23 protein-coding genes are annotated in these 21523 nt (G+C 73.8%); 11 read left to right on the top strand and 12 right to left on the bottom strand.

Features of this window, described 5'->3' with window-relative positions:
- Window positions 1–94 precede the first annotated feature (94 nt).
- From FIC82_RS11530 to kduI, 9 genes are all read left to right on the top strand, one after another.
- A complete protein-coding gene (locus tag FIC82_RS11530) occupies window positions 95–2044 on the top strand; it encodes a DUF2264 domain-containing protein (RefSeq protein ID WP_154798639.1) in 1950 nt (649 codons plus the stop codon).
- Window positions 2045–2132: 88 nt separating this feature from the next.
- Window positions 2133–3446: an ABC transporter substrate-binding protein gene (locus tag FIC82_RS11525; RefSeq protein WP_154798638.1), complete on the top strand. Its 1314-nt coding sequence runs from the start codon at window positions 2133–2135 to the stop codon at window positions 3444–3446.
- A 77-nt stretch (window positions 3447–3523) separates the two neighbouring features.
- Window positions 3524–4471 carry a carbohydrate ABC transporter permease gene (locus FIC82_RS11520; RefSeq protein WP_154798637.1) on the top strand — a complete coding sequence of 316 codons (948 nt, stop codon included), beginning with the start codon at window positions 3524–3526 and terminating at the stop codon, window positions 4469–4471.
- Entirely contained in the window at window positions 4471–5367 is an 897-nt protein-coding gene (locus FIC82_RS11515) for a carbohydrate ABC transporter permease (RefSeq protein WP_154798636.1), read from the top strand. Before FIC82_RS11520 ends, FIC82_RS11515 begins: the two co-directional genes overlap by 1 nt.
- Window positions 5368–5371: 4 nt before the next feature.
- Window positions 5372–6103, top strand: coding sequence for a DUF624 domain-containing protein (locus tag FIC82_RS11510; RefSeq protein WP_154798635.1), 732 nt, complete (start codon window positions 5372–5374; stop codon window positions 6101–6103).
- A gap of 72 nt (window positions 6104–6175) precedes the next feature.
- A complete protein-coding gene (locus FIC82_RS11505; protein ID WP_154798634.1) occupies window positions 6176–7351 on the top strand; it encodes a glycoside hydrolase family 88 protein in 1176 nt (391 codons plus the stop codon).
- Entirely contained in the window at window positions 7348–8253 is a 906-nt protein-coding gene (locus tag FIC82_RS11500) for a fumarylacetoacetate hydrolase family protein (RefSeq protein ID WP_168731778.1), read from the top strand. The genes FIC82_RS11505 and FIC82_RS11500 overlap by 4 nt, the downstream gene beginning before the upstream one ends.
- Entirely contained in the window at window positions 8250–9014 is a 765-nt protein-coding gene (gene kduD / locus FIC82_RS11495) for a 2-dehydro-3-deoxy-D-gluconate 5-dehydrogenase KduD (protein ID WP_154798633.1), read from the top strand. The genes FIC82_RS11500 and kduD overlap by 4 nt, the downstream gene beginning before the upstream one ends.
- Window positions 9015–9074: 60 nt before the next feature.
- Window positions 9075–9911 (top strand): 5-dehydro-4-deoxy-D-glucuronate isomerase, encoded by an 837-nt coding sequence (gene kduI, locus FIC82_RS11490; RefSeq protein WP_168731777.1) that lies wholly within the window; start codon window positions 9075–9077, stop codon window positions 9909–9911.
- Window positions 9912–10077: 166 nt separating this feature from the next.
- On the opposite strand, the gene FIC82_RS11485 is transcribed toward kduI, so the two are convergent.
- Window positions 10078–10548: a MarR family winged helix-turn-helix transcriptional regulator gene (locus FIC82_RS11485; RefSeq protein WP_154798632.1), complete on the bottom strand. Its 471-nt coding sequence runs from the start codon at window positions 10546–10548 to the stop codon at window positions 10078–10080.
- Between the two features lie 57 nt (window positions 10549–10605).
- Between FIC82_RS11485 and yczE the strand changes: the two genes are divergently transcribed.
- The gene (yczE, locus tag FIC82_RS11480) at window positions 10606–11244 is read left to right on the top strand and encodes a membrane protein YczE (protein WP_154798631.1); all 639 of its coding nucleotides are present in this window, start codon (window positions 10606–10608) and stop codon (window positions 11242–11244) included.
- Window positions 11241–11804 (top strand): NADPH-dependent FMN reductase, encoded by a 564-nt coding sequence (locus FIC82_RS11475; RefSeq protein WP_168731776.1) that lies wholly within the window; start codon window positions 11241–11243, stop codon window positions 11802–11804. Before yczE ends, FIC82_RS11475 begins: the two co-directional genes overlap by 4 nt.
- A gap of 72 nt (window positions 11805–11876) precedes the next feature.
- Here FIC82_RS11475 and FIC82_RS11470 read toward each other — a convergent pair whose 3' ends face one another.
- From FIC82_RS11470 to FIC82_RS11420, 11 genes are all read right to left on the bottom strand, one after another.
- Entirely contained in the window at window positions 11877–12992 is a 1116-nt protein-coding gene (locus FIC82_RS11470) for a hypothetical protein (protein ID WP_216609901.1), read from the bottom strand.
- A complete protein-coding gene (gene der / locus FIC82_RS11465; RefSeq protein ID WP_154798630.1) occupies window positions 12989–14533 on the bottom strand; it encodes a ribosome biogenesis GTPase Der in 1545 nt (514 codons plus the stop codon). The genes FIC82_RS11470 and der overlap by 4 nt, the downstream gene beginning before the upstream one ends.
- 91 nt (window positions 14534–14624) lie before the next feature.
- Window positions 14625–15008, bottom strand: a complete 384-nt coding sequence (locus FIC82_RS11460) for an iron chaperone (RefSeq protein WP_154798629.1) — start codon at window positions 15006–15008, stop codon at window positions 14625–14627.
- A gap of 69 nt (window positions 15009–15077) precedes the next feature.
- A complete protein-coding gene (locus tag FIC82_RS11455; protein ID WP_253691071.1) occupies window positions 15078–16046 on the bottom strand; it encodes an EamA family transporter in 969 nt (322 codons plus the stop codon).
- Window positions 16043–16753 (bottom strand): lysophospholipid acyltransferase family protein, encoded by a 711-nt coding sequence (locus FIC82_RS11450; protein ID WP_168731775.1) that lies wholly within the window; start codon window positions 16751–16753, stop codon window positions 16043–16045. The genes FIC82_RS11455 and FIC82_RS11450 overlap by 4 nt, the downstream gene beginning before the upstream one ends.
- Window positions 16750–17499: a (d)CMP kinase gene (cmk, locus tag FIC82_RS11445; protein ID WP_253691069.1), complete on the bottom strand. Its 750-nt coding sequence runs from the start codon at window positions 17497–17499 to the stop codon at window positions 16750–16752. The genes FIC82_RS11450 and cmk overlap by 4 nt, the downstream gene beginning before the upstream one ends.
- On the bottom strand, window positions 17496–17858 hold the full coding sequence (aroH, locus tag FIC82_RS11440; RefSeq protein WP_154798628.1) for a chorismate mutase: 363 nt from the start codon (window positions 17856–17858) through the stop codon (window positions 17496–17498). The genes cmk and aroH overlap by 4 nt, the downstream gene beginning before the upstream one ends.
- A gap of 72 nt (window positions 17859–17930) precedes the next feature.
- Window positions 17931–18878: a pseudouridine synthase gene (locus tag FIC82_RS11435; RefSeq protein ID WP_154798627.1), complete on the bottom strand. Its 948-nt coding sequence runs from the start codon at window positions 18876–18878 to the stop codon at window positions 17931–17933.
- Window positions 18875–19609: an SMC-Scp complex subunit ScpB gene (gene scpB, locus FIC82_RS11430; protein ID WP_253691067.1), complete on the bottom strand. Its 735-nt coding sequence runs from the start codon at window positions 19607–19609 to the stop codon at window positions 18875–18877. The genes FIC82_RS11435 and scpB overlap by 4 nt, the downstream gene beginning before the upstream one ends.
- Window positions 19606–20547 (bottom strand): segregation and condensation protein A, encoded by a 942-nt coding sequence (locus tag FIC82_RS11425; protein ID WP_168731774.1) that lies wholly within the window; start codon window positions 20545–20547, stop codon window positions 19606–19608. Before FIC82_RS11425 ends, scpB begins: the two co-directional genes overlap by 4 nt.
- Window positions 20531–21373: a ParA family protein gene (locus FIC82_RS11420; protein WP_168732266.1), complete on the bottom strand. Its 843-nt coding sequence runs from the start codon at window positions 21371–21373 to the stop codon at window positions 20531–20533. The genes FIC82_RS11425 and FIC82_RS11420 overlap by 17 nt, the downstream gene beginning before the upstream one ends.
- Window positions 21374–21523: the final 150 nt, after the last annotated feature.

Here is a 21523-nt window from a genome sequence, read left to right as displayed (position 1 = left end):
CGAACGTGTTCGGTGAGCGGTCACACACCGTGACCCGCATCACGAGCACGACAGACCGCCGCGCACGGAGGCACGGCGCACGACGGAGGACACGATGACGTTCGAGAGCACGCGGTCGCAGCCGACCGCCTCGCTCCCCACGAACCCCCTCACCGGGTGGGACCGTGCGCGGTGGGCGGCGTTCGGCGACCACCTGCTCGCGTCCGCGCTCCCCTACGCCTCCCCCGGGCACGCCCGCATCACGCTGCCCGGCCCCGAGGGCGGGTACGGCCGCGCGGTCGACGGCCTCGAGGGGTTCGCGCGAACGTTCCTGCTCGCCGGGTTCCGCCTCGCCGGCGAGCGTGGCGCCGACCCGCACGGGTACGCCCAGTGGTACGCCGAGGGCCTCGCCGCCGGCTCCGACCCGCACGCGCCCGACCGGTGGCTGCGCCTCTCGGAGCACGCGCAGGCCAAGGTCGAGGCCGCGTCGCTCGCGCTCGTGCTCGACCTCACGCGCGAGTGGATCTGGGACGGGCTGTCGCCGCTCGTGCAGGAGCAGCTCGTCGACTACCTCGCGGAGGCCGTCGGCGACGACACCTACCCGCGCATCAACTGGGTCTGGTTCCGCCTCGTCGTGCAGACCTTCCTGCGCTCCGTCGGCGGCCCGCACTCGCTCGACGAGATGGCCGAGGACCTCGCCACGCACGACACGTTCGTGCGCGCCGACGGCTGGCTCGCCGACGGCGACGAGCGGTCCTACGACCACTACGCCGGCTGGGCGCTGCACCTGTACCCCACGCTGTGGGCCCGCATGCGGGGCGCCGAGGACCTCGCCGCGCCGCGCCGCGAGCGCGACGTGCAGCTCCTCGACCGCTTCCTCGACGACGCGCTCGCGCTCGTCGGCGCCGACGGCTCGCCGCTCCTGCAGGGGCGCTCGCTCACCTACCGCTTCGCCGCGGCCGCCCCGTTCTGGGTCGGCGCGATCGCCGACGTCCCGTCGCACTCGCCCGGGCTGCTGCGCCGTGCGGCGTCCGGCGTCGTCGACCACTTCGCACGCCACGGCGCGCCCGACGCGCGGGGCCTGCTCACGCAGGGCTGGCACCACGAGTGGCTGCCGATCTCGCAGTCGTACAGCGGTCCGGGCTCGCCGTACTGGGCGAGCAAGGGTCTGCTCGGGCTCGCCCTGCCCGCCGACCACCCGGCGTGGACGACGCCCGAGGAACCGCTGCCCGTCGAGCGCGGCGACGTGCTGCGCGCCGTCGCCGCCCCCGGCTGGGTCGTCAGCGGGACGCGCGCCGACGGCGTCGTGCGCGTCGTCAACCACGGCACCGACCACGCCCGCGAGGGCGACCGCGTCGGCGACTCCCCGCTCTACGCCCGCCTCGGCTACTCGACCGCGACCGCGCCGTGGTCCGACCTCGCGAGCCGCGTCTCGCCCGTCGACCAGAGCGTCACGCTCGTCGACGCGGCCGGCCGCGCGACGCACCGCACGGGCTGGCGCTCGCTCGACACGCGCGTCGACGACAGCGCGGGCCGGGTGCCCGTCGGCGTCTCGGGCTCCGTGGCGCGCGCGCACTGGCTCGACGCCGACACGGACGGGCGCGACCACGGCTCCGGGCTGCCGGGCGTCGCGACCGACGCGGCCACGCTCACGGTGGTCTCGTTCGTGCGCGGGCCGTGGGAGGTGCGCCTCGTGCGCGTCGACGAGCTCGCCGCAGGCCTCGACCCTCACGACCTGCGTCTGCGCGTGGGCGGCTGGCCCGTCGTCGCGGGCGACGGGCTCGTCACCGACGTCGTGGCGCTGGGGCCGGGTGCCCCGGCCGTACGGCGCGAGCACCGCGGCGACGCCTCACCGCTGGGCCCGCGGTCCACGGTGGACGTGGTCGACCTGCCCGTCGAGCCCGGACGCTGGCGCGCCGTGCTCCTCACCCTCGCGGGCCCGCCCCGCGACACGTTCCCCTCGGTCCCGCGCCGCACGGTGCCGGCACCCGAGCTCACGGCGGCAGGCCGAGCTGCCGTCGTGCACTGGCCGGACGGCGAGCGGACCCTCACCGACCTGCCCTGACACACCCACGGACGACCCCGACCGGCGACTGGAGCCGGGCCGGGACCAGGCCCGACGTCGGGCCGCCGAACTCGAAGGAGAGCAAGGAATGAAGCGCACGACCCCGATCGCGATCGGTGCCACCGCCGCCGTCGCCCTGACCCTGACGGCCTGCGGCGGTGGCGCCGACGGTGGTGCGGAGACGACGGCCGACGGCCCCGTCACCCTCACCCTGGCGGGCTGGAGCCTCGACTCCACGCCGGAGTTCCAGACCCTCGCCGACGCCTACCACGAGGCGAACCCCGACGTGACGGTCGACGTCGTCGAGTACCCCGCGGGCAACGACTACGCCACGGCAATGACCGCCGACCTCGCCGCGGGCACCGCGCCCGACGTGTACGTCCTGAAGAACCTCAAGGACTTCGTGACCTACTCGAACGGCGCGCAGCTCCTCGACGTGTCCGACGTCGTGGGCGAGCTGGACCCGGCGACGGGCGGCCTGGACCAGTACGAGGCCGAGGACGGCAAGTCGTACGCGGTGCCGTATCGCCAGGACTCGTGGGTCCTGTACTACGACAAGGACCTCTTCGCGCAGGCGGGCGTCGCCGAGCCCGACGGGTCGTGGACGTGGGACGACTACGACCAGGCCGCGCAGGACATCTCCGCGGCGCTCTCCGGCGACGGGGTGAAGGGCACCTACCTCCACAACTGGCAGTCGACGGTCCAGGGCTTCGCGCTCGCCCAGGGCGAGGACGCCGACCTGCTCTCGGGCGACTACTCCTACCTCGCGCCGTACTACGAGCGCGCCCTGGCCCTGCAGGACGCCGGCGCGCAGGTGGACTTCGGCACGATCACGACGAACACCCTGACCTACCAGGGTGAGTTCGGGCTGCAGAAGGCCGCGATGCTGCCCATGGGCACGTGGTACACCGCGACCCTCATCGCGCAGCAGGCGTCGGGCGAGGCCAACGAGTTCGAGTGGGGCATCGCGCCGATCCCGCAGGCCGACGCCTCGACCACGGGCACCGACGCCACGCCGGTGACCTTCGGCGACCCGACCGGCCTCGGCATCAACCCCAAGGTCGACGAGGCGAAGGTCGCCGCCGCGAAGGACTTCCTCGCGTTCGCGGCCGGCGAGGAGGGCGCGCAGGCGCTCGCCGAGATCGGGATCACCCCCGCGCTCACCAACGACGCGGTCACGGAGACCTTCTTCGCGCTCGACGGCGTGCCCGGCGACGACCTGTCGAAGTTCGCGTTCTCGACGCACGACACCCGTCCTGAGAACCCGGTCGCGACCCAGACCGCCATCGTCCAGAACATCCTCAACGACCTCCACTCGGCCGTGATGTCCGGCTCGACGGCCGTCGACGCGGCGGTCGAGGAGGCCGGGCAGCGCGTCCAGAGCGAGGCCGGCCTCGGCTGACCCCGACCCCGTGGTGGCCCGGCCGTCCGGCCGGGCCACCACCGCGGACCACTCGGAATCGACCACAGGAGTCCCCCATGGCGACCAACGCCGTCGAAGAGCGCGAGCTCGTCGCCGCGGCCGGCGCACCCACCCCGCGCCGTCGGCCGGGCAGCCGGCTGAAGTGGCGCAACACCCTCATCGGCTGGAGCTTCATCCTGCCGAACTTCGTCGGGTTCACGATCCTCACCCTCGTCCCCGTGCTGATCCTCTTCTACATGTCGTTCACGAACTGGAACGTGTTCGGCGTGGCGCAGTGGACCGGGGTCGACAACTACGCGCGGCTCGTCCAGGACGGCAGCTACCACAAGGCGTTGCTCAACACGCTCTACTACGCGGTCGTGCACATCCCGCTCACCCTGGCCGCGGCCCTCGGCCTCGCCCTGCTGCTCAACCGCAAGATGCGGGGGGTCGCCTTCTTCCGCACGGTCGCGTTCTTCCCCTACATCACGTCGATCGTCGCGATCGCGGTGGTGTGGAACATGCTCTTCAGCCCCGAGTTCGGGCCGATCAACCAGTTCCTGACCGCCCTCGGCGTCGACGACCCGCCGGGCTGGACCACGTCCGCCACCTGGGCGATGCCCGCCGTCATCATCGTCGGCACGTGGCGCGAGATGGGCTACTACATGCTGCTGCTCCTCGCGGGCCTGCAGACCGTGCCCGCCGAGCTGCACGAGGCGGCGCGCATGGACGGTGCGAGCGCCTGGCAGCGGTTCCTCAACGTGACCCTGCCCTGCCTGCGCCCCACGATGTTCTTCGTCACCGTGATGCTCACCATCGGTTCGTTCAAGGTCTTCGACCTCATCCTCGTCATGACCAACGGCGGGCCCGGGCAGTCGACCCTCGTCCTGAGCCAGTACATCTGGCAGAAGGGCTTCGTGGAGAACCAGTTCGGCTACGCGTCCGCGGTCTCGGTCTCCCTCTTCCTCATCTGCATCGCCGTGACGCTGTTCCAGTTCTTCTGGAACAAGAAGAAGGAGGCGTGATGACCGCCCTCGAGACCCCTCCCACCGACGCCCCCGCCACGCCGGTTCAGGTGCTCCGGACGGAGGACCGCCGGGTCGGCCCCGTCGTCGGTAAGGCCGTCGGCTACGTCGTCATGACGGTCGCCGCCCTGGGGCTGCTGCTCCCCTTCGTCTGGATGATCATCTCGTCGCTGAAGACCAACAACCAGGTCTTCACCGTGCCCGTCCAGTGGATCCCGGACCCCGTGGTCTGGCAGAACTACCTGGACATCTGGACACGCTCGGACATGACGACGTGGCTCGGGAACACCCTGCTGCTGTCCGTCGGCGTCACGTTCCTCCAGGTCTTCACCGGGAGCTTCGCCGCCTACGGGTTCGCCCGGATGCGCTTCCCCGGGCGCGACCTGCTCTTCCTGGTCTACATCGGGACCATCGCGGTGCCCTGGCAGTCGTACATGATCCCGCAGTTCGTCATGCTGTCCGACTTCGGGCTCGCGAACACGCTGTGGTCGATCCTGCTGCTCCAGGCGTTCGGCGCGTTCGGCGTCTTCCTCATGAAGCAGTACTTCGAGTCGATCCCCGAGTCGCTCAACGAGGCCGCGCGCATCGACGGGCTCTCGGAGTGGGGCATCTGGCGGCGGATCATGCTGCCGCTGTCCGTGCCGGCGATCGCGAGCCTCACGCTCCTGACGTTCGTCAACACCTGGAACGACTACCTCGGGCCCCTGATCTACCTGCGCAGCCCCGAGCTGTGGACCGTCCAGCTGGGTCTCAAGACGTTCATCAGCCAGTACAACGCCGAGTACGCGCTCATCATGACGGGCTCCGTCCTCTCGGTGCTGCCCATCGCGGTGATCTTCCTCCTCGGCCAGCGCTACTTCGTCGAGGGCATCGCGACCACCGGCGTGAAGGGCTGACGCGATGGCCACCACGACCGTCCCGCCCAGGACCGGCACGCGACCCTCGAGGGCGTCCTCGCAGGCTCCCCGGCGGCGCATCTTCAACCACGAGATGTACGAGCTGGCGTTCGGCACCGTCTACACGGGCCTCGTCACGAACGTGCTCGTCGTGCTCGCCGCCCTGCCCCTCGTCGTGCTCCTGCTGACGACCGACCCGGCCGCGTCCTGGCCGGCGCTCGTGCTCCTCGCGCCGTTCTGCGCGCCGGCGGTCGTCGCGGCGTTCGCGGTGTTCCGCGCGTTCTCCGCGGACGGCTCGGTCCAGCCCGTGCGCACGTTCTGGCGCGGCTACCGCACCCACTGGCGCCGGGCCGTCGCGCTCGGCGCGCTGACGACCGGTCTCCTCGTCGTGGTCGCCGTCGACGTGCGCGCGGTCTGGGGGCTTCCCGTCGGCGCCGTCGCCATCCCGTTCTTCGTGACGCTCGGCGCCCTGGGGCTCGTGACCGCGCTCGTCGCGACGGTCGCCCTCCCCGACCACCCGACGCTGCGGCTGCGCGAGCTGCTGCGCGTCAGCCTGTTCGCGGGCGTGCGCCGCTGGTACCTCACGGCGCCCTCGCTGCTCGTGCTCGGCATGCTCGTCTCGCTCGTCGCCACCCGTCCCGCCGTGGGCCTGGGTCTCGCGCTCGCTCCGCTCCTCTTCGTCGCGTGGGGCGCGGCACGGCACGCGCTGCGCTCCGTGCTGGAGCGGAACCCGTAGCCCTCCCTGGCCCTCAGACCCCGCACACCGACCGTCGCCGCACCGTCGTGCGCCGACCAGAAGGAAGTCCTGATGACGCTCGCCACCGAGCTCGCCACCGAGCTCGCACCCGCCGTCGACGCAGCGATCGCGACGGTCCGTCGCAACATCGCCGCGTTCGGCGACACCTACCCCGACGACACCACCCGCGACGGCCTCTACCCGCCGCGCCCGGCGACCCCCGAGTTCGCGGAGGGCGCGAACCGGGGCTGGACCACGAGCTTCTGGCCGGGGATGCAGTGGCTCGCGTACGAGGTGACGGGCGACGACGCGTTCCGCGTCGCGGGCGAGCGCCACGTCGCCGACTTCGCCCGGCGCGTCGCCCAGGGCGAGGACCTGCAGACCCACGACCTCGGGTTCCTCTACACGCTGTCGTGCGTCGCGCCCTGGCGACTGCTAGGCGACGAGACGGCGCGCACCGCCGCGCTCTCGGCCGCGGACCACCTCATGATCCGGTTCCTCGAGCCCGCGGGCATCCTCCAGGCCTGGGGCGACCTGTCCGACCCGGCCCAGCGCGGGCGCACGATCATCGACAGCCTCATGAACATGCCGCTCCTGACGTGGGCGGGCGAGCAGACGGGCGAGGCCCGCTTCCCCGACGCGGTCCGCCGCCACACCGAGCAGCTCGAGGCGCACATCCTGCGCGACGACGACACGACGTTCCACACGTTCTACTGGGATGCCGTGACGGGCGAGGCGCTGCGCGGCGGCACGGAGCAGGGTGCGGGCGACGACTCGTGCTGGGCCCGCGGCCAGGCGTGGGGCATCTACGGCTTCGCGATGAACCACCAGGTCACGGGGAACCCCGCGCTGCTGGAGGCGTCGCGGCGCTGCGCCGACTACTTCCTCGCGCACCTGCCCTCGGACGGCGTGCCCTTCTGGGACCTCGTCTACACCGATGGCAGCGACGCCCCGCGCGACAGCTCGGCCGCCGCGATCGCGGCCTGCGGGCTGCACGAGCTCGCGTCGGTCGAGACCGACCCCGAGCGGCGCGACCGGTACGCGCGTGCCGGTTACGACATGCTGCGCGCACTGGTCACCGGGTACACGCCCGCCGCCGAGGGCGCGGACTCCGACGCCCTGCTGCTCCACTCCGTCTACGACGCGCCGAAGAGCATCGGCGTCGACGAGGGCTGCCTGTGGGGCGACTACTTCTACCTCGAGGCGCTCGTGCGCCACACGCGCCCGGGCTGGGTGCGGTACTGGTGAGGCTCGTCACGCACGTCCCCGACGGCGAGGAGCGCCCCGGCGCCCTCGTGCCCGACGGCGCCCGTGAGCGCCTGCTCGACCTGACCCCGGTCCTCGGCCCGGGCGTCACGGTCACCGACGTCCTCGCGGACGCCGCGCTCGGCGCGCGCGCCCGCGCCGCCGTCGAGGGCGCGGTCGCCGCCGCGCTGCCGCTCGCCGACGACGCCCGGCTCGCACCCCCCGTGCGCCCGCGCACGATCCTGTGCCTCGGGTACAACTACCGCGGGCACGTGCCCGACGGCGAGGACCCGACGGCGGCCGACCCGGCGTTCCCCGACGTGTTCGTCAAGACGCCGAACACGCTGAGCGGTCCCGACGACGTCGTGACGCTGCCGCCGGTCGCGGACGACGTCGACTACGAGGGCGAGATCGCGGTCTTGATCGGGGCGCGGGCGCACCGCGTGCGCCCCGAGGACGCGATGTCGCACGTCGCGGGGTACACGCTGTTCGACGACGTCTCGGACCGCGCGTGGCAGCGCCGGTCGAGCCAGTGGACGCTCGGCAAGTGCTTCGACGGGTTCGGCCAGCTCGGCCCCGCCGTGGTGACCGCCGACGAGGTGCCCGACTTCCACGACCTCGTGGTCGAGGTGGAGCGCGAGGGCGCCGTCACGGTGTCGCAGAGCACCTCGACGATGGTGTTCCGTCTGCCGGACCTGGTCGCGTACGTCAGCCAGGTCATGACCCTCGAGCCCGGCGACGTGATCTCGACCGGGACCCCCCAGAAGCTGCCCGACGCGCTCGCCGCGCACCGCCCGCTCGCGCACGGCGACGCCGTGACGATCCGCGTCGCCGGGCTCGGCGCGCTGACGACGCGGTTCGCCGCCGCTGCCGACGCAGCACAGAACGAAGGAGAGAACGCATGATCCTCGACCGGTTCCGCCTCGACGGGAAGGTCGCGCTCGTGACCGGCTCGAGCCGTGGTCTCGGGCAGGGCGCGGCCGTCGCGCTCGCCGAGGCCGGCGCGGACGTCGCGCTGCTCGACCGCAGCACGCCGAGCGAGACGGTCGCGGCGGTCGAGGCGCTCGGCCGCCGCGTGCACGTGCTCGAGCGCGACCTGCTGGAGACGTCCGCCCAGGACCTGCACGACGTGGTCGCCGAGGTCGTGGACGTCCTCGGGCGGATCGACGTGCTCGTCAACAACGCCGGCATCATCCGCCGCGCGCCGCTGCTCGAGCACCCCGCGCAGGACTGGGACGACGTGCTGGCGATCAACCTCGACGCGGTGTTCCACCTGTCCCAGGCCGCGGGCCGCCGCTTCGCCGAGCAGGGCTCCGGGAAGATCATCAACATCGCGTCGATGCTGTCGTTCCAGGGCGGCATCCTCGTGCCGGGCTACACCGCCTCGAAGCACGCCGTCGCGGGCATCACCAAGGCGTTCGCGAACGAGCTCGCCGCGAAGGGCGTCAACGCCAACGCGATCGCCCCCGGGTACATGGCGACGGACAACACGGCGCCGATCCGTGCCGACGAGGCGCGCGAGCGCTCCATCGCGGACCGCATCCCCGCCGCACGCTGGGGCACGCCCGACGACCTCGCCGGGACGTTCGTGTTCCTCGCGTCCTCGGCGTCCGACTACGTCAACGGTGCCGTCGTCCCCGTGGACGGCGGCTGGCTCGTGCGCTGAGCACGGCGCCGCACCGCAGACCGACCTGAGCACCACCCGCACTACCAGGAGAGCAGAACCGTGGAACAGCGCTACGCCACCAGCCCCGAGCAGATCACCGGAGCGACGACGCAGGAGCTGCGCGACCGCTTCCTCGTCCAGGACCTGTTCGTCCCGGGCGAGGTGAACGTCACCTACACCCACCACGACCGCGTCGTCCTCGGCGGCGCCGTGCCCGGCGACGCGCCACTCGCCCTCCCCACCTACGACGAGATCCGCAGCGAGTACTTCCTCGAGCACCGCGAGGTCGGCATCGTCAACGTCGGGGGCGCCGGCACGGTGACGACCGACGGCGAGGTGCACGAGCTGCCCAAGGGCGCGTGCCTGTACGTGGGCCGCGGCGTGCGCGAGGTCGTGTTCGCGAACGCCGGCTCGGGCGACGAGGGCCCGGCCGCGTTCTACCTGTTCTCCGCGCCCGCGCACACCGCCTACCCGACGGTGCTCACGCTGCCCGGCCAGGGCACGGTGCGCGAGCTCGGCGACCAGGTCACGTCGAACCGCCGCTCGCTCAACCAGTACATCCACGAGAACGGCGTGAAGTCATGCCAGATCGTGATGGGCGTGACGTCGCTGCACCCCGGCAGCATGTGGAACACCATGCCGGCTCACACCCACGACCGCCGCACCGAGTGCTACCTCTACTTCGACGTGCCCGCCGACGCGCGGGTCGTGCACCTGTGCGGCCGGCCGACCGAGACCCGCCACCTCGTGGTGGCCGACCGCGAGGCCGTCATCTCCCCGAGCTGGTCCGTGCACTCGGGCGTCGGGACGGCCGCGTACTCGTTCGTGTGGGCCATGGCGGGCGAGAACCAGTCGTTCGACGACATGGACGGGTTCCCCGTCACCACCATGCGCTGACGGTCACCGTCCCACCCGGCCCTGGCCGCACGCATCGCCGTGCGGTCAGGGCCGCCCTGTCGCGGGGCCGTGGCACCCGTCGCCCGTCGCGACCTCGTCGCGCCTCGGGTCGCGCCGTCGGCGGGCGAGCGCGCGAGCACCGCGTCGTGGGTGGTCGCTCGCCGCGCTACGAGAGGTCGCCCACCTCGGCGACGACGCGTTCGGCGAGGGCCGCGAGCGCCGCGAGCTCGTCGGGCGTGGCGAGGTCGACGAGGTGGCGGCGTACGGACGCGACGTGCGCGGGCGCGGCGGCCTCGAGCGTCGCGAACCCGTGGTCGGTGAGGACGACGACGGCGTTGCGGCCGTCGTCCGCGTCCGCCTCGCGCCGGACGAGCCCGCGCGTCTCCATGCGCGCGAGGTGGTGCGAGAGCCGGCTGCGGGACCAGAGCATGCGGGCGGCGAGGTCGCGGAGCTGCCACCGGTGCCCTGCCTGCTCGGACAGGGTCGAGAGCACGTCGTAGTCGGGGTCGGACAGTCCGGAGTCCCGCGCGAGGTCGCGCGCGAGCGCGACGGGCAGGACGGTCTGCATGCGGCGGTAGGCGCGCCACGCACGTTCCTCGTCGGGCGAGAGCCATCGAGGCTCGGCAACGTCGGTCATGGGTCCAGCATCGCACACTCGTTGACATGTCATCGAGTCCGTGGTTGCATCGATGACATGTCAACGACACGGCGCCTCGCCCAGCTCGTGGTCGGGCTCGCGCTCTTCGGTGCGAGCATCGCGCTGCTCGTGCGCGCCGATCTCGGGCTTTTCCCGTGGGACGTCCTGCACCAGGGCGTCGCCCGCGCGACCGGACTACCGCTGGGCGTCGTCGTGATCCTGGCGAGCGTCGTCGTGCTCGTGCTCTGGATCCCGCTGCGCCAGCGCCCCGGACTCGGCACCGTCGCGAACGTCGTGCTCGTCGGTGTGTTCGTCGACCTGACCCTCGCGGTCCTCCCGACCGTCGAGGCGCTCCCCGGGCGCGTCGCCCTGCTCGTCGCGGGCGTCGTCGTCAACGCCGCGGCGACCGGTCTCTACATCGGCGCGGGGTACGGGCCCGGTCCGCGCGACGGGCTCATGACCGGGCTCGCCGCCCGCGGCTTGTCACTGCGCTGGTCGCGCCTCGGGATCGAGCTCGTCGTCCTCGCGGCCGGCTTCGCGCTCGGGGGGACGGTCGGCGTCGGCACCGTCGTCTACGCGTTCGCCGTCGGACCTCTCGTCCAGCCGTTCCTCACCCTGTTCACCGTCCCGACCCGGCGCTCCACGGACCACGCGTCCGCGGAGTCCCTCCCCACCACCCCAGGAGACCGCTCGTGAAGCTGCTCGTCGTCGTCGCCAGCACCCGCCCCACCCGTGTCGGCCCCGCCGTCGCCGGCTGGTTCCTCTCCCAGGTGCCCGCCGACCCGGACCTCGAGGTCGACGTCGCGGACCTCGCCGAGATCGCCCTGCCGTTCCTCGACGAGCCCGTCGACGCGCACTCCGGCGGGTACGTGCACGCCCACACGCTCGCGTGGAGCGCGCGCGTGGACGCGGCGGACGCCGTCGTCCTCGTCATGCCGGAGTACAACCGTGGGTACACCGCCCCGCTGAAGAACGCGCTCGACTACCTGGCTGACGAGTGGCGCGACAAGCCTGTCGGCTTCGTGTCCTACGGGATGTCCTCGGGCGGGATGCGCGCGGTCGAGGCGATCACGCCCGTCGTCGTCGCCCTCGGCATGGTTCCCATCGCGAGCGCCGTCACCGTGCACCTGCGTCGCTGGCTCGACGACGACGGCCGGATCCAGGACGACGGCAGCCTCGCCCAGGCCGCCACACGCATGCTCGCGGAGGTGCGCCGTCTCGCCGCTGCGCTGAGGCCGGCGACCGTCGGCGTCTGAGCATCCCGAGTCCGAGGATCCCCAGATGGCGACGTACCGCACGCCAAGCCACTCCTGAGCGTCCGTACGTCGCTATCTGGGCCGTACGTCGCCATCTCGCGGCGGGATGCTCGCGTCGGAGGCGCGTGACGACACCCGGCGACGCTCGTCGTCCCCGCCGAGGGCGGCGCCGAGCGCGGCCAGCACGAGCAGGTCGACCGCCAGCCCGGCGACGCCGACCCACTGGAGCGCACGGAACACGAGGAGCTGCGTGAGGAGCAGGGACACGAGCACGCCGCGCCGGACCCAGACGGCGGCCGCGCGCCGGTCCGCGGGGCGACCACCCCGCGCGGTCAGCACACCGACGACGACGCACACGACCGTCCCTGCGACGCCGACGACGATCCCCGCACCGACCCACGCGGGCACGTCGATCCCGCCCGACAGCACGCGTATCCCCGCCAGCAACGACCCCAGCGCGGTCCCGAGCACGAGGACCACGGCCACGACGGCCGCCCAGCGCCGCTCCAGCGCCGCGGCGAACCAGGACGACGCGCGGCGCACCAGACCGCGGACCGGGTCGGGGAGGTCGACGTCGTCCCGCGGCACGGCCTCGACGAGCGCCGCGACCTCGTCCGCCCCGGGCTCGCCCCGGCCGAGCGCGACGAGCGCCCTGGCCTCCCCGCGCGCGTCGTCGGTGAACCCGCCCGCGACGCCCGCGACGGCCCGGTCCGTCGCGACCGCCAGGTACTCGGCCGGGTGGTGGCGGCGCCGCCCGTGCAGCGCCTCGACCACGAGCACGAGGACCACGACGGTCGCGTAGATGAGCGCCGCGGTCGGCTGGTAGAAGTAGTCGTTGTCCGCCGTGACGAACTTGCCGATCTCGTCGACGAACAGCCCGAACCCCACGCCGCCGAGCACCGCCCCGAGCGAGCGCAGCGCGGGACCGACGAACGACAGCAGCACGACGACCGCGAGCGCCATCCCGAGCCCGCCCCAGAGCACGTGCGCCACGTGCAGGTCTCCCCCGCCGACCTGCGGGTACCCCGACGCGGCGAGCAGGAAGCGCGTGACGAGCACGGTCGCGACGGTCACGACGAGGAACGTCACGAGGTGGCGTGTCGCGGCGGTGTCGCGCGCGACGCCGAGGCGCAGCGCGCGTCCCCGCCGGGTCACCCCCGCGGGGACGCGTGCCGCGCCGTCGCTCACCGCTTGCGCTTCTCCCGCACGCGCACGCTGATCTCGATGGGCGTGCCCTCGAACCCGAACGTCTCGCGCAGGCGGCGTTCGATGAACCGGCGGTATCCGGCCTCGAGGAAGCCGGTCGCGAAGATGACGAACCGCGGCGGCCGCGTGGACGCCTGGGTCGCGAAGAGGATGCGGGGCTGCTTGCCGCCGCGCAGCGGGTGCGGGTGGGCGGCGACGAGCTCGCCGAGGAACGCGTTGAGGCGACCGGTCGGGATGCGCGTGTCCCACGACTCGAGCGAGCGCTGGATCGCGGGCACGAGGCGGTCGGTGTGCCAGCCGGTGCGCGCGGAGACGTTGACGCGCGGCGCCCACTGCACCTGGACCAGGTCCTTCTCGATCTCGCGCTCGAGGAACGGACGGCGGTCCTCGTCCATGAGGTCCCACTTGTTGTACGCGATGACGAGCGCGCGACCGGCGTCGACGACCTGGGAGATGACGCGCGTGTCCTGCTCGGTGAGCGGGACGGACGCGTCGACGAGCACGACCGCGAGCTCGGCCTTCTCGATCGCGGCCTGCGTGCGCAGCGAGGCGTAGAAGTCGGCGCCCTTGGTCTGGTGGACGCGGCGGCGGATGCCGGCCGTGTCGACGAGGACGTAGGGGACGTCCTTGATCGTCACGAGCTCGTCGACCGGGTCGCGGGTCGTGCCCGCGGTCTCGTCGACGACGACGCGGTCCGCGCCGGCGATCTTGTTGAGCAGCGAGGACTTGCCGACGTTCGGGCGACCGATGAGCGCGACGCGGCGGGGGCCCGTCGGGCGCACCTCGCCGTGGGCGGACTCGGTCGGCAGCGCGGCCATCGCCGCGTCGAGCAGGTCGCCCGTGCCGCGCCCGTGCAGCGCGGACACCGGGTACGGCTCGCCGAGGCCGAGGCTCCACAGGTACGCCGCGTCGGCCTCGCCCGACTGCCCGTCGACCTTGTTGGCGCACAGCACGACCGGCTTGCCGGACTCGCGCAGCAGCCGCACGACGCGCTCGTCCGTCGCGGTGGCGCCGACGGTCGCGTCGACGACGAACAGCACGGCGTCCGCGAGCGAGATCGCGACCTCCGCCTGCTCGGCGACCTTCGACTCGATGCCCGCGACGTCGACCTCCCAGCCGCCCGTGTCCACGAGCGTGAACCGGCGCCCGGCCCACTCGGCGGGGTAGCTCACGCGGTCGCGCGTGACGCCCGGCTTGTCCTCGACGACCGCCTCGCGACGACCGATGATGCGGTTGACGAGCGTCGACTTGCCGACGTTCGGGCGACCGACCACGGCGAGCACGGGCAGCGGCGCCTCGGGCTCGTAGCCCTCGATCACCTCGCCGTCGGCGTCGAGGAGGACGAGGTCGGTGTCCTCCAGCTCGTAGTCCTCGAGGCCGACGCGCAGCGCGCGCTCACGCGCGGCGTCGTCCGCCGAGTCCGCGGGGTCCGCGGGGTCCGCGAGCGCCTGGGGCTCCTCGGCCTGCCCGGCGGCGTCGATCTGTCCGGGCGTGCCGGGCTGGGCGGGGTCGGGTGTGGTCATGGCATCCATTCTCCCAGGCCGCGGGCCAGGCTCCGAACCGGCCCCGTCGGCGCGTCCTGGCGGGTCCCCGCGGGTGGTCGCCCGGGGGAAGTCAGCCCGTCCTGCCGTCGCGAACCTCCCCGGCACGCGCGGCGAGCCGGCGGACCACGGCGCGCACGACGTCGTCGGGCACGGGCTCGGCCAGGGAGAACCGCAGCGTGCCCTTGCCGTCCTGGTAGCGCGCGATCCGGCGCGCCAGCGCGTCGTCCGTCTCCGGGACGGGGTACAGCGAGACGTGGTGGGCCCAGCCCGCGAGGTACACGACGTAGCGGTCGTCGAGCGTGAACGTCGGGATGCCGTAGCTGATGCGCTCGCCCAGGCCGGGCACGGTGTCGTGCACGACGGCGCGCAGGTGCGCGACGACGTCCCGCGCCGGGGGCGCCAGGGTCGCCAGGTACTCGTCCACGGTCGTGGGCCTGCCCGGAGCGTCGGTCATCCGTCCTCCCCCTCCGCGTGCCGGCTCGCGTCCACGACCTCGCGACGGCGCGGTCGGCTACGCGCGAACCTACCGCGCGGCGGGCGACCCCGCGAGGCGCACGAGCACCACGCCGGCGACGACGAGGACGCCGCCCGCGGCCTGCACGAGGCTCGGCACCTCCCCGAGGAGCAGCCACGCGATGACGACGGCGAACAGCACCTCGGACAGCCCGACGAACGACGCGAGGCGCTCCCCCATGCGCACGGTCGCGGCCACGCCGGAGACGTAGGCGAACGCTGTCGCGACGAGCACGACGACCGCCAGCGGAACCCACCAGGGCGCGGGCGACCCGAGCAGGGTGACGTCCACGAACGGTGCGGCGAACGGCAGCACGCCCACGAGGCCGGCCGCGCCGAGCGCGAGCGCCCCGACGCCCAGCCCCGACGCGGCGAGCGCGACGGCCGGCAGGCGGGTCGGCCGCGCCGAGAGGACGAAGTAGGCGCCGAGACCGACGGCCGCGCCGAGGGCGAACAGGACCCCGACGAGGTCGGGCCGCGCACCTGCGGGGTCCACGACGAGCACGAGCCCGGCGACCGCGACGACGCACCCCGCGAGCGTGAGCCGCGGCGGGACGTGCCGCGTGCGCAGCCACGCCAGGCCCACGAGCAGGACCGGGGCGAGGTACTCCACGAGCAGCGCGATGCCCACCGGCATGCGCGCGACGGCCGCGAAGTAGCAGAGCTGCGTCCCGGCGACCGCGACGAGCCCGAACCCGAGGACGAGCCGCCACTCCTCGCGCAGCAGCCGGTGGCTGCCCCGCAGCGCGACCGCCGCGACCGGGGCGAGGACGAGCGCCGAGCACAGCGCCCGGGCGAAGACGGCGGCGCCGGGGCTCCACCCGGCCTCGAGCAGAGGCTTGACGAACGGTCCGCTCGCGCCGAACGCGAGCGCGGACGCGAGGCCGACGAGGATGCCCGTGCCCGGGCGGTCGCCCACGACGTGGGCCGTCGTCGGTCCCGTCGGCCCGTCGAGGCTCCCCTGCGGCGACGTCGTCACGGCGCCGTCCGCCGCTCCCGGTTCGGGTCGTCCGTGGGCAGCGCCAGACCCGTGGTGGCCACGGTGTCCGCGACGAGCTCCGCGAGGGCGGTGCGGATGCGCTCGTTCGCGTCCTCGAGCGCCTGCTTGCCGCTCACGCCGGGCGCCCGCTCGACCGCGAACGGCTCACCGAACCGGACGACGAGCCGGCGCCGCAGGCCCGGGAGACGGTTGACGCCCTCGCCCGTGCGGCGCGTGCCGAGCACGGCCACCGGCACGACACGGGCCCCGCCGTTGAGGGCGAGCCACGCGACCCCGGCTCGGGCGGAGGTCGCGTCGCCGCGCCCGCGGTTGCCCTCCGGGAACACGCCGACCGCGCCGCCCCGGCGCAGCACGCCCAGCCCGGTCGCGAGCGCACGACGACCGCCGCTGCGGTCCACCGGGATCTGGCCCGCCGCGCGCAGGACCCACCCGACCGGTCCGACGAACATCTCCTCCTTGACGAGGACGTGCAGCGGGCGGGGCGCGACGCCGAGCACGATCGGCCCGTCGACGAAGCCCGTGTGGTTCGCCGCCAGGACGACCGGGCCGTCGGCCGGCACGTGCTGCGCACCGAGGACCTGGGTCGACCAGACGACGCGCGCGAGGAAGCGGCCGACCCAGCGGGACCAGGCCGGTCCCGTGGACGACGGCACCCGGTCGCGCACCGGCCCCGTCGTCGGGCTCACGGGCCCTGGCGCGGGCCGACCACCCGCCCGGTGACCTGCTCGACGACGGCGAGCACGGCGTCGATCGTCTGCTCGAGGTCGAGCTCGGACGAGTCGACCGTCACGACGCCGTCGGCCGCGACCAGGAACTGCGAGACCGTCGCGTCGTCGCGGTCCCGGCGCAGCACCTGGTCCTTGGTCGCCTCGACCGCGGCCGCGTCGGCCGTCCCGTGCACGTCGAGCGAGCGTCGCGCCAGGCGCGCCTCCTCGCTCGCCGTGAGCAGCACGCGCGCGTCGGCGTCCGGCGCGACGACGGTCGTGATGTCCCGGCCTTCCGCCACGACTCCTCGCCCGCCCGCGAAGCCCTCCGGCGTGCGCTCTGCCTCGATCACCGCGCGCTGCAGGCGGCGCAGCTCGGCACGGACGTCGAGGTTGGTCGCGACCGCGCTCACGGCCGTCGAGATCTCCGTGGAACGGATCGCCTCGCCGACGTCCGTCCCGTCGACGTGGACCGTCGGCCCGGTCGGGTCCAGACCCATGACCAGCGGCATGACGCGTACGGCGTGCGCGACCGCGGCCTGGTCGGCGAGGTCCTCGCCGCGGTGCAGGCACCACCACGTGGCCGCACGGTACATCGCACCGGTGTCGAGGTAGGCGAGCCCGAGCCGGCGCGCGACGCCCTTGGACACGCTCGACTTGCCCGACCCCGACGGACCGTCGACGGCGACCACCAGCGGACCCGCGGCGCCGGCCGCCCCCGCGCTCACTGGGCCAGGTCCTTGCGCAGCGACGTGGCCCCGTGCAGGTACACGTGCTGGACCGCGGAGCGCTCGACGTCGAGGTCGGCGTGCGCCATGAGGCGTACGACGCGCGGCAGCGCGTGCGGCACCGCGATCTCCGTCGCGCACATGAGCGGGACGTCGCCGAGCCCCATCTCGCGCGCCGCGGCCGCCGGGAAGTCGGCGACGAGGTCGGACGTGCACGTGAAGAGGATCGAGATGAGCGCGTCGGTGTCGACGGCGTTCGCGTCGAGCACCTCCCGGACCAGCTCGCGCGTGCGCTCGAACAGGTGCTCGCGCTCGTCGACGTCGAGCTGGGTCGCGCCCCGGATCGCCCGGACCGGCATGGATGGTGCTCCTTCGTGCGGGACGGCCCGCCTCACGGCGGTCCGTCGGGGTGGTGGTGCGGACACGAGACCCTAGAGGCCGACGCCCGCCATGAGCGTGCCGAGCTCCGTGCGACCGAGCACGCGCGTCGTCCCGGGTCGCAGGTTGCCGAGCGCGATAGGGCCGATGCGCGTGCGCACGAGGCGCGTCACGGGGAAGCCGACCTCCTCGAACATGCGCCGCACGACCCGGTTGCGCCCCGAGTGCAGCACGACCTCGATCATCGTCTGGTCCGCGACCTGGTCGACCACGCGGTACGCGTCCGCACGCACGACGCCGTCCTCCAGCTCGATGCCGTGCAGGAACTTGTTGGCGACGTTGCCCGGCACCTTGCCGCGCACCGTGACGAGGTACGTCTTGGGGACCTCGTGCGACGGGTGCGCGAGGTGGTTCGCGAGCTCGCCGTCGTTGGTCAGCAGGAGCAGACCTTCGCTGTCCGCGTCCAGGCGTCCCACGTGGAAGAGCCGCTCGGGGCGGTCCGCGACGAGCTCCGCGATCGACGGACGGCCGTCGGGGTCGTGCATCGTGGACACGACGCCGCGCGGCTTGTTCAGCGCGAGCGTCACGCGCGACGAGTCGAGCTGGAGCCGCATCCCGTCCACGTGCACGACAGCGCGCTCCGGGTCGACCCGCACGCCCAGCTCGGTGACCCGGACGCCGTCGACCTCGACCCGCCCCTGGCTGATGAGGTCCTCGCACGCGCGGCGCGAGCCGAGGCCCGCCGAGGCGAGCACCTTCTGCAGGCGCACGCCGTCCTCGACGTGCACGTCACGCTGCGGCTGCGCGGGGCTGGCGTCCCGGCGCGGCCGTGGCGGGCGCGGCGCGGCCCCGCGCTGCCCGGCACCACGCTGCTGCCCGGCGCCACGCTGCCCGGCACCCTGCCCGCCGGAGGCCCCGCGCCGGTGGTCGCCGCCCGCCCCGCCCCTCGGCGTGCGTCCGCGTCCAGCGCCGCCGGGCTGGCGGCCGTCCTTCGAGCTCATGCGTGTCCTTCGTCCGTCGCTGCGGGCGCCGCCGGTGCGTCGCCCTCCTCGTCAGCCCCACCGGAGTCCGTCGACGGCGCGACGGTGGCCGACCGTGCGGGTCCGCGCAGGTCGGCGAGACCGTCCAAGCCCTCGAGGTCGTCCATGTCCGGCAGGTGCGGCGCGAGCGGGGGCAGCTCGTCGAGCGACGTGAAGCCCATGCGCTCGAGGAAGTAGCCCGTGGTGCCGAACAGACCGGCGCCGGTGTGCGGGTCCTGGCCGACCTCGGCCACGAGCCCGCGCGCCACGAGAGTGCGCACCACGCCGTCCACGTTGACCCCTCGCACCGCCGACACCTGGCCGCGGCTGACCGGTTGACGGTACGCGATCACGGCCAGAGTCTCCAACGCCGCCTGCGTGAGCCGGGCCGTCTGGCCACCCTGCACGAACCTCCCGACGACCTCGGCGTGAGCGGGCGCCGAGTAGACGCGCCACCCGCCGCCCGCCTCGCGCAGCTCGAAACCGCGGGGCCGTCCCCCGTCGTCGCCGCGGTACTCGGCAGCCAGGTCGTGCAGCGCGCTGAGCACGTCGTCGACGGGGACCTCGAGCGCCGTCGCGAGCTCGACGACCGGGATCGGTTCGTCCGCGACCATGAGCACGGCCTCGAGCGCCGCCGGCAACCCCCCGGGGAGGTCGTGCACGGCGGGCGCGACCGCCTCGTCGAGGGCGGGGGCGCCGTCGGGCTGCGTCACGCGGGGACCTCCTGGGCGGTGGGTTCGAGAGCGTCGACCGGCTCGCCGTCGCCCTCGTCGAACTCGCTGCCGACGTCGGCGAGCGCAGGCGCCGGCGCGTCGTCGCCCGACCAGCGGACGGTGAGCTCGCCGAGCGGGGTCACCTGGTCGAACGCGACGAGCGCCTGGCGGAAGAGCTCGAGCAGGGCGAGGAAACGGGCGACGACCACCGCGGTCTCCCCCGCGTCCGCGACGAGCGCGCGGAACGTCGTCGTGCCGTGGTCGCGCACGCGGTCCACGACGATCCCCGCCTGCTCGCGCACGCTCACCGCGGGCGCGTGCAGGTGGTCGAGCGAGACGCCGGGCGGCGGCGCCTTGGGGGCGAGCGCGCGGGCGGCGAACGCGGCGAGCTGGTCCGGACCCATGGTCCACACGAGCTCGGGCAGGAGCGCGGCGAGGTGCGGCTCGAGCTGCACGACGCGCGGGAAACGCCGCCCGGCGCTCTCGAACCGCTCGGCGAGCACGCCCGAGACGTCCTTGTACGCGCGGTACTGGAGCAGCCGGGCGAACAGCAGGTCACGGGCCTCGAGCAGGGCGAGGTCCTCGTCGTCCTCGACGCTGCCCGTAGGCAGCAGGCGCGCGGCCTTGAGGTCGAGGAGGGTCGCGGCGACCACGAGGAACTCGCTCGCGGTCCCGAGGTCCCAGCCGGGGTGGTCCTCCCCCGCGGCGTGTGCCGCGGTCGCCGCGCGCTCGGCGGCGCGGATGTACGCGATGAAGTCGTCGGTCACGCGCGCGAGCGCGACCTCGGTGATGTCGAGCTTGTGCTTGGTGATGAGGGAGAGCAGCAGGTCGAACGGGCCGCTGAAGTTGTCGAGGCGGACCTCGAAGCCGGTCCGCGCCGCCGGCTCGGGCGCGGCGGCGGGCGACGGCTCGGGCGTCGGCTCAGGCGGCGTCGCCACGGGCGACCAGCTCCCGGGCGAGCTGCCGGTAGGCGACGGCGCCGGGGTGCGTCGGCGCGTAGACGGTGATGGGCTCGGCGGCGACGGACGCGTCGGGGAACTTCACGGTGCGCCCGATGACGGTCTGCAGCAGCTTGTCCCCGAACGCCTCGTGCACGCGCGCCACGACCTCGCGCGAGTGCAGCGTGCGCGAGTCGAACATCGTCGCGAGGATCCCGTCGACGTCGAGGCGCGGGTTGAGCCGGTCGCGCACCTTCTCGATGGTCTCGACGAGCAGCGCCACGCCGCGCAGCGCGAAGAACTCGCACTCCAGCGGGATGAGCACGCCGTGCGCGGCGGTGAGCGCGTTGACGGTGAGCAGGCCGAGCGACGGCTGGCAGTCCACGAGGATCACGTCGTAGTCGTCGACGACGGGGCGCAGCACGCGCGACAGCACGGACTCGCGCGCCACCTCGCCGACGAGCTGGACCTCGGCCGCCGACAGGTCGATGTTGGCGGGCAGGAGGTCGAGGTTCTCGACGTCCGTCGGGACGAGCACGTCGTGGATGTCCGCGCCCCGCTCCATGAGGAGGTTGTAGACGGTGCGGTCGAGCTCGTGCGGGTTGACCCCGAGCCCGACCGACGCGGCGCCCTGCGGGTCGAAGTCGACGAGCAGGACCTTGCGGCCGTACTCGGCGAGCGTCGCGCCCAGGTTGATCGTGGTCGTGGTCTTGCCGACGCCGCCCTTCTGGTTGCACATCGCGATGATGCGCCCGGGCCCGTGCGACGCGAGCGGCGCAGGGACCGGGAACTCCGGCAGGGGGCGGCCGACGACGTCGACGCGCACCTCCGGGGTCTCGTGGCTCTCCCCGTTCGACGAGGGGACGCCACCCGACGCGACGGCGGCCCCGTGGGGCTGCGCGGGGGCGGCCGGACGGACGGCGTCACCGTGCGAGCTCTGCGCGCCGCGCGTCTCGGGCTGGGTCTCGGCCTGGCT

The sequence above is a fragment of the Cellulosimicrobium protaetiae genome (genome assembly GCF_009708005.2).
Classification (GTDB): Bacteria; Actinomycetota; Actinomycetes; order Actinomycetales; family Cellulomonadaceae; genus Cellulosimicrobium; species Cellulosimicrobium protaetiae.
This window is presented reverse-complemented; position numbering and strand designations above follow the sequence as displayed.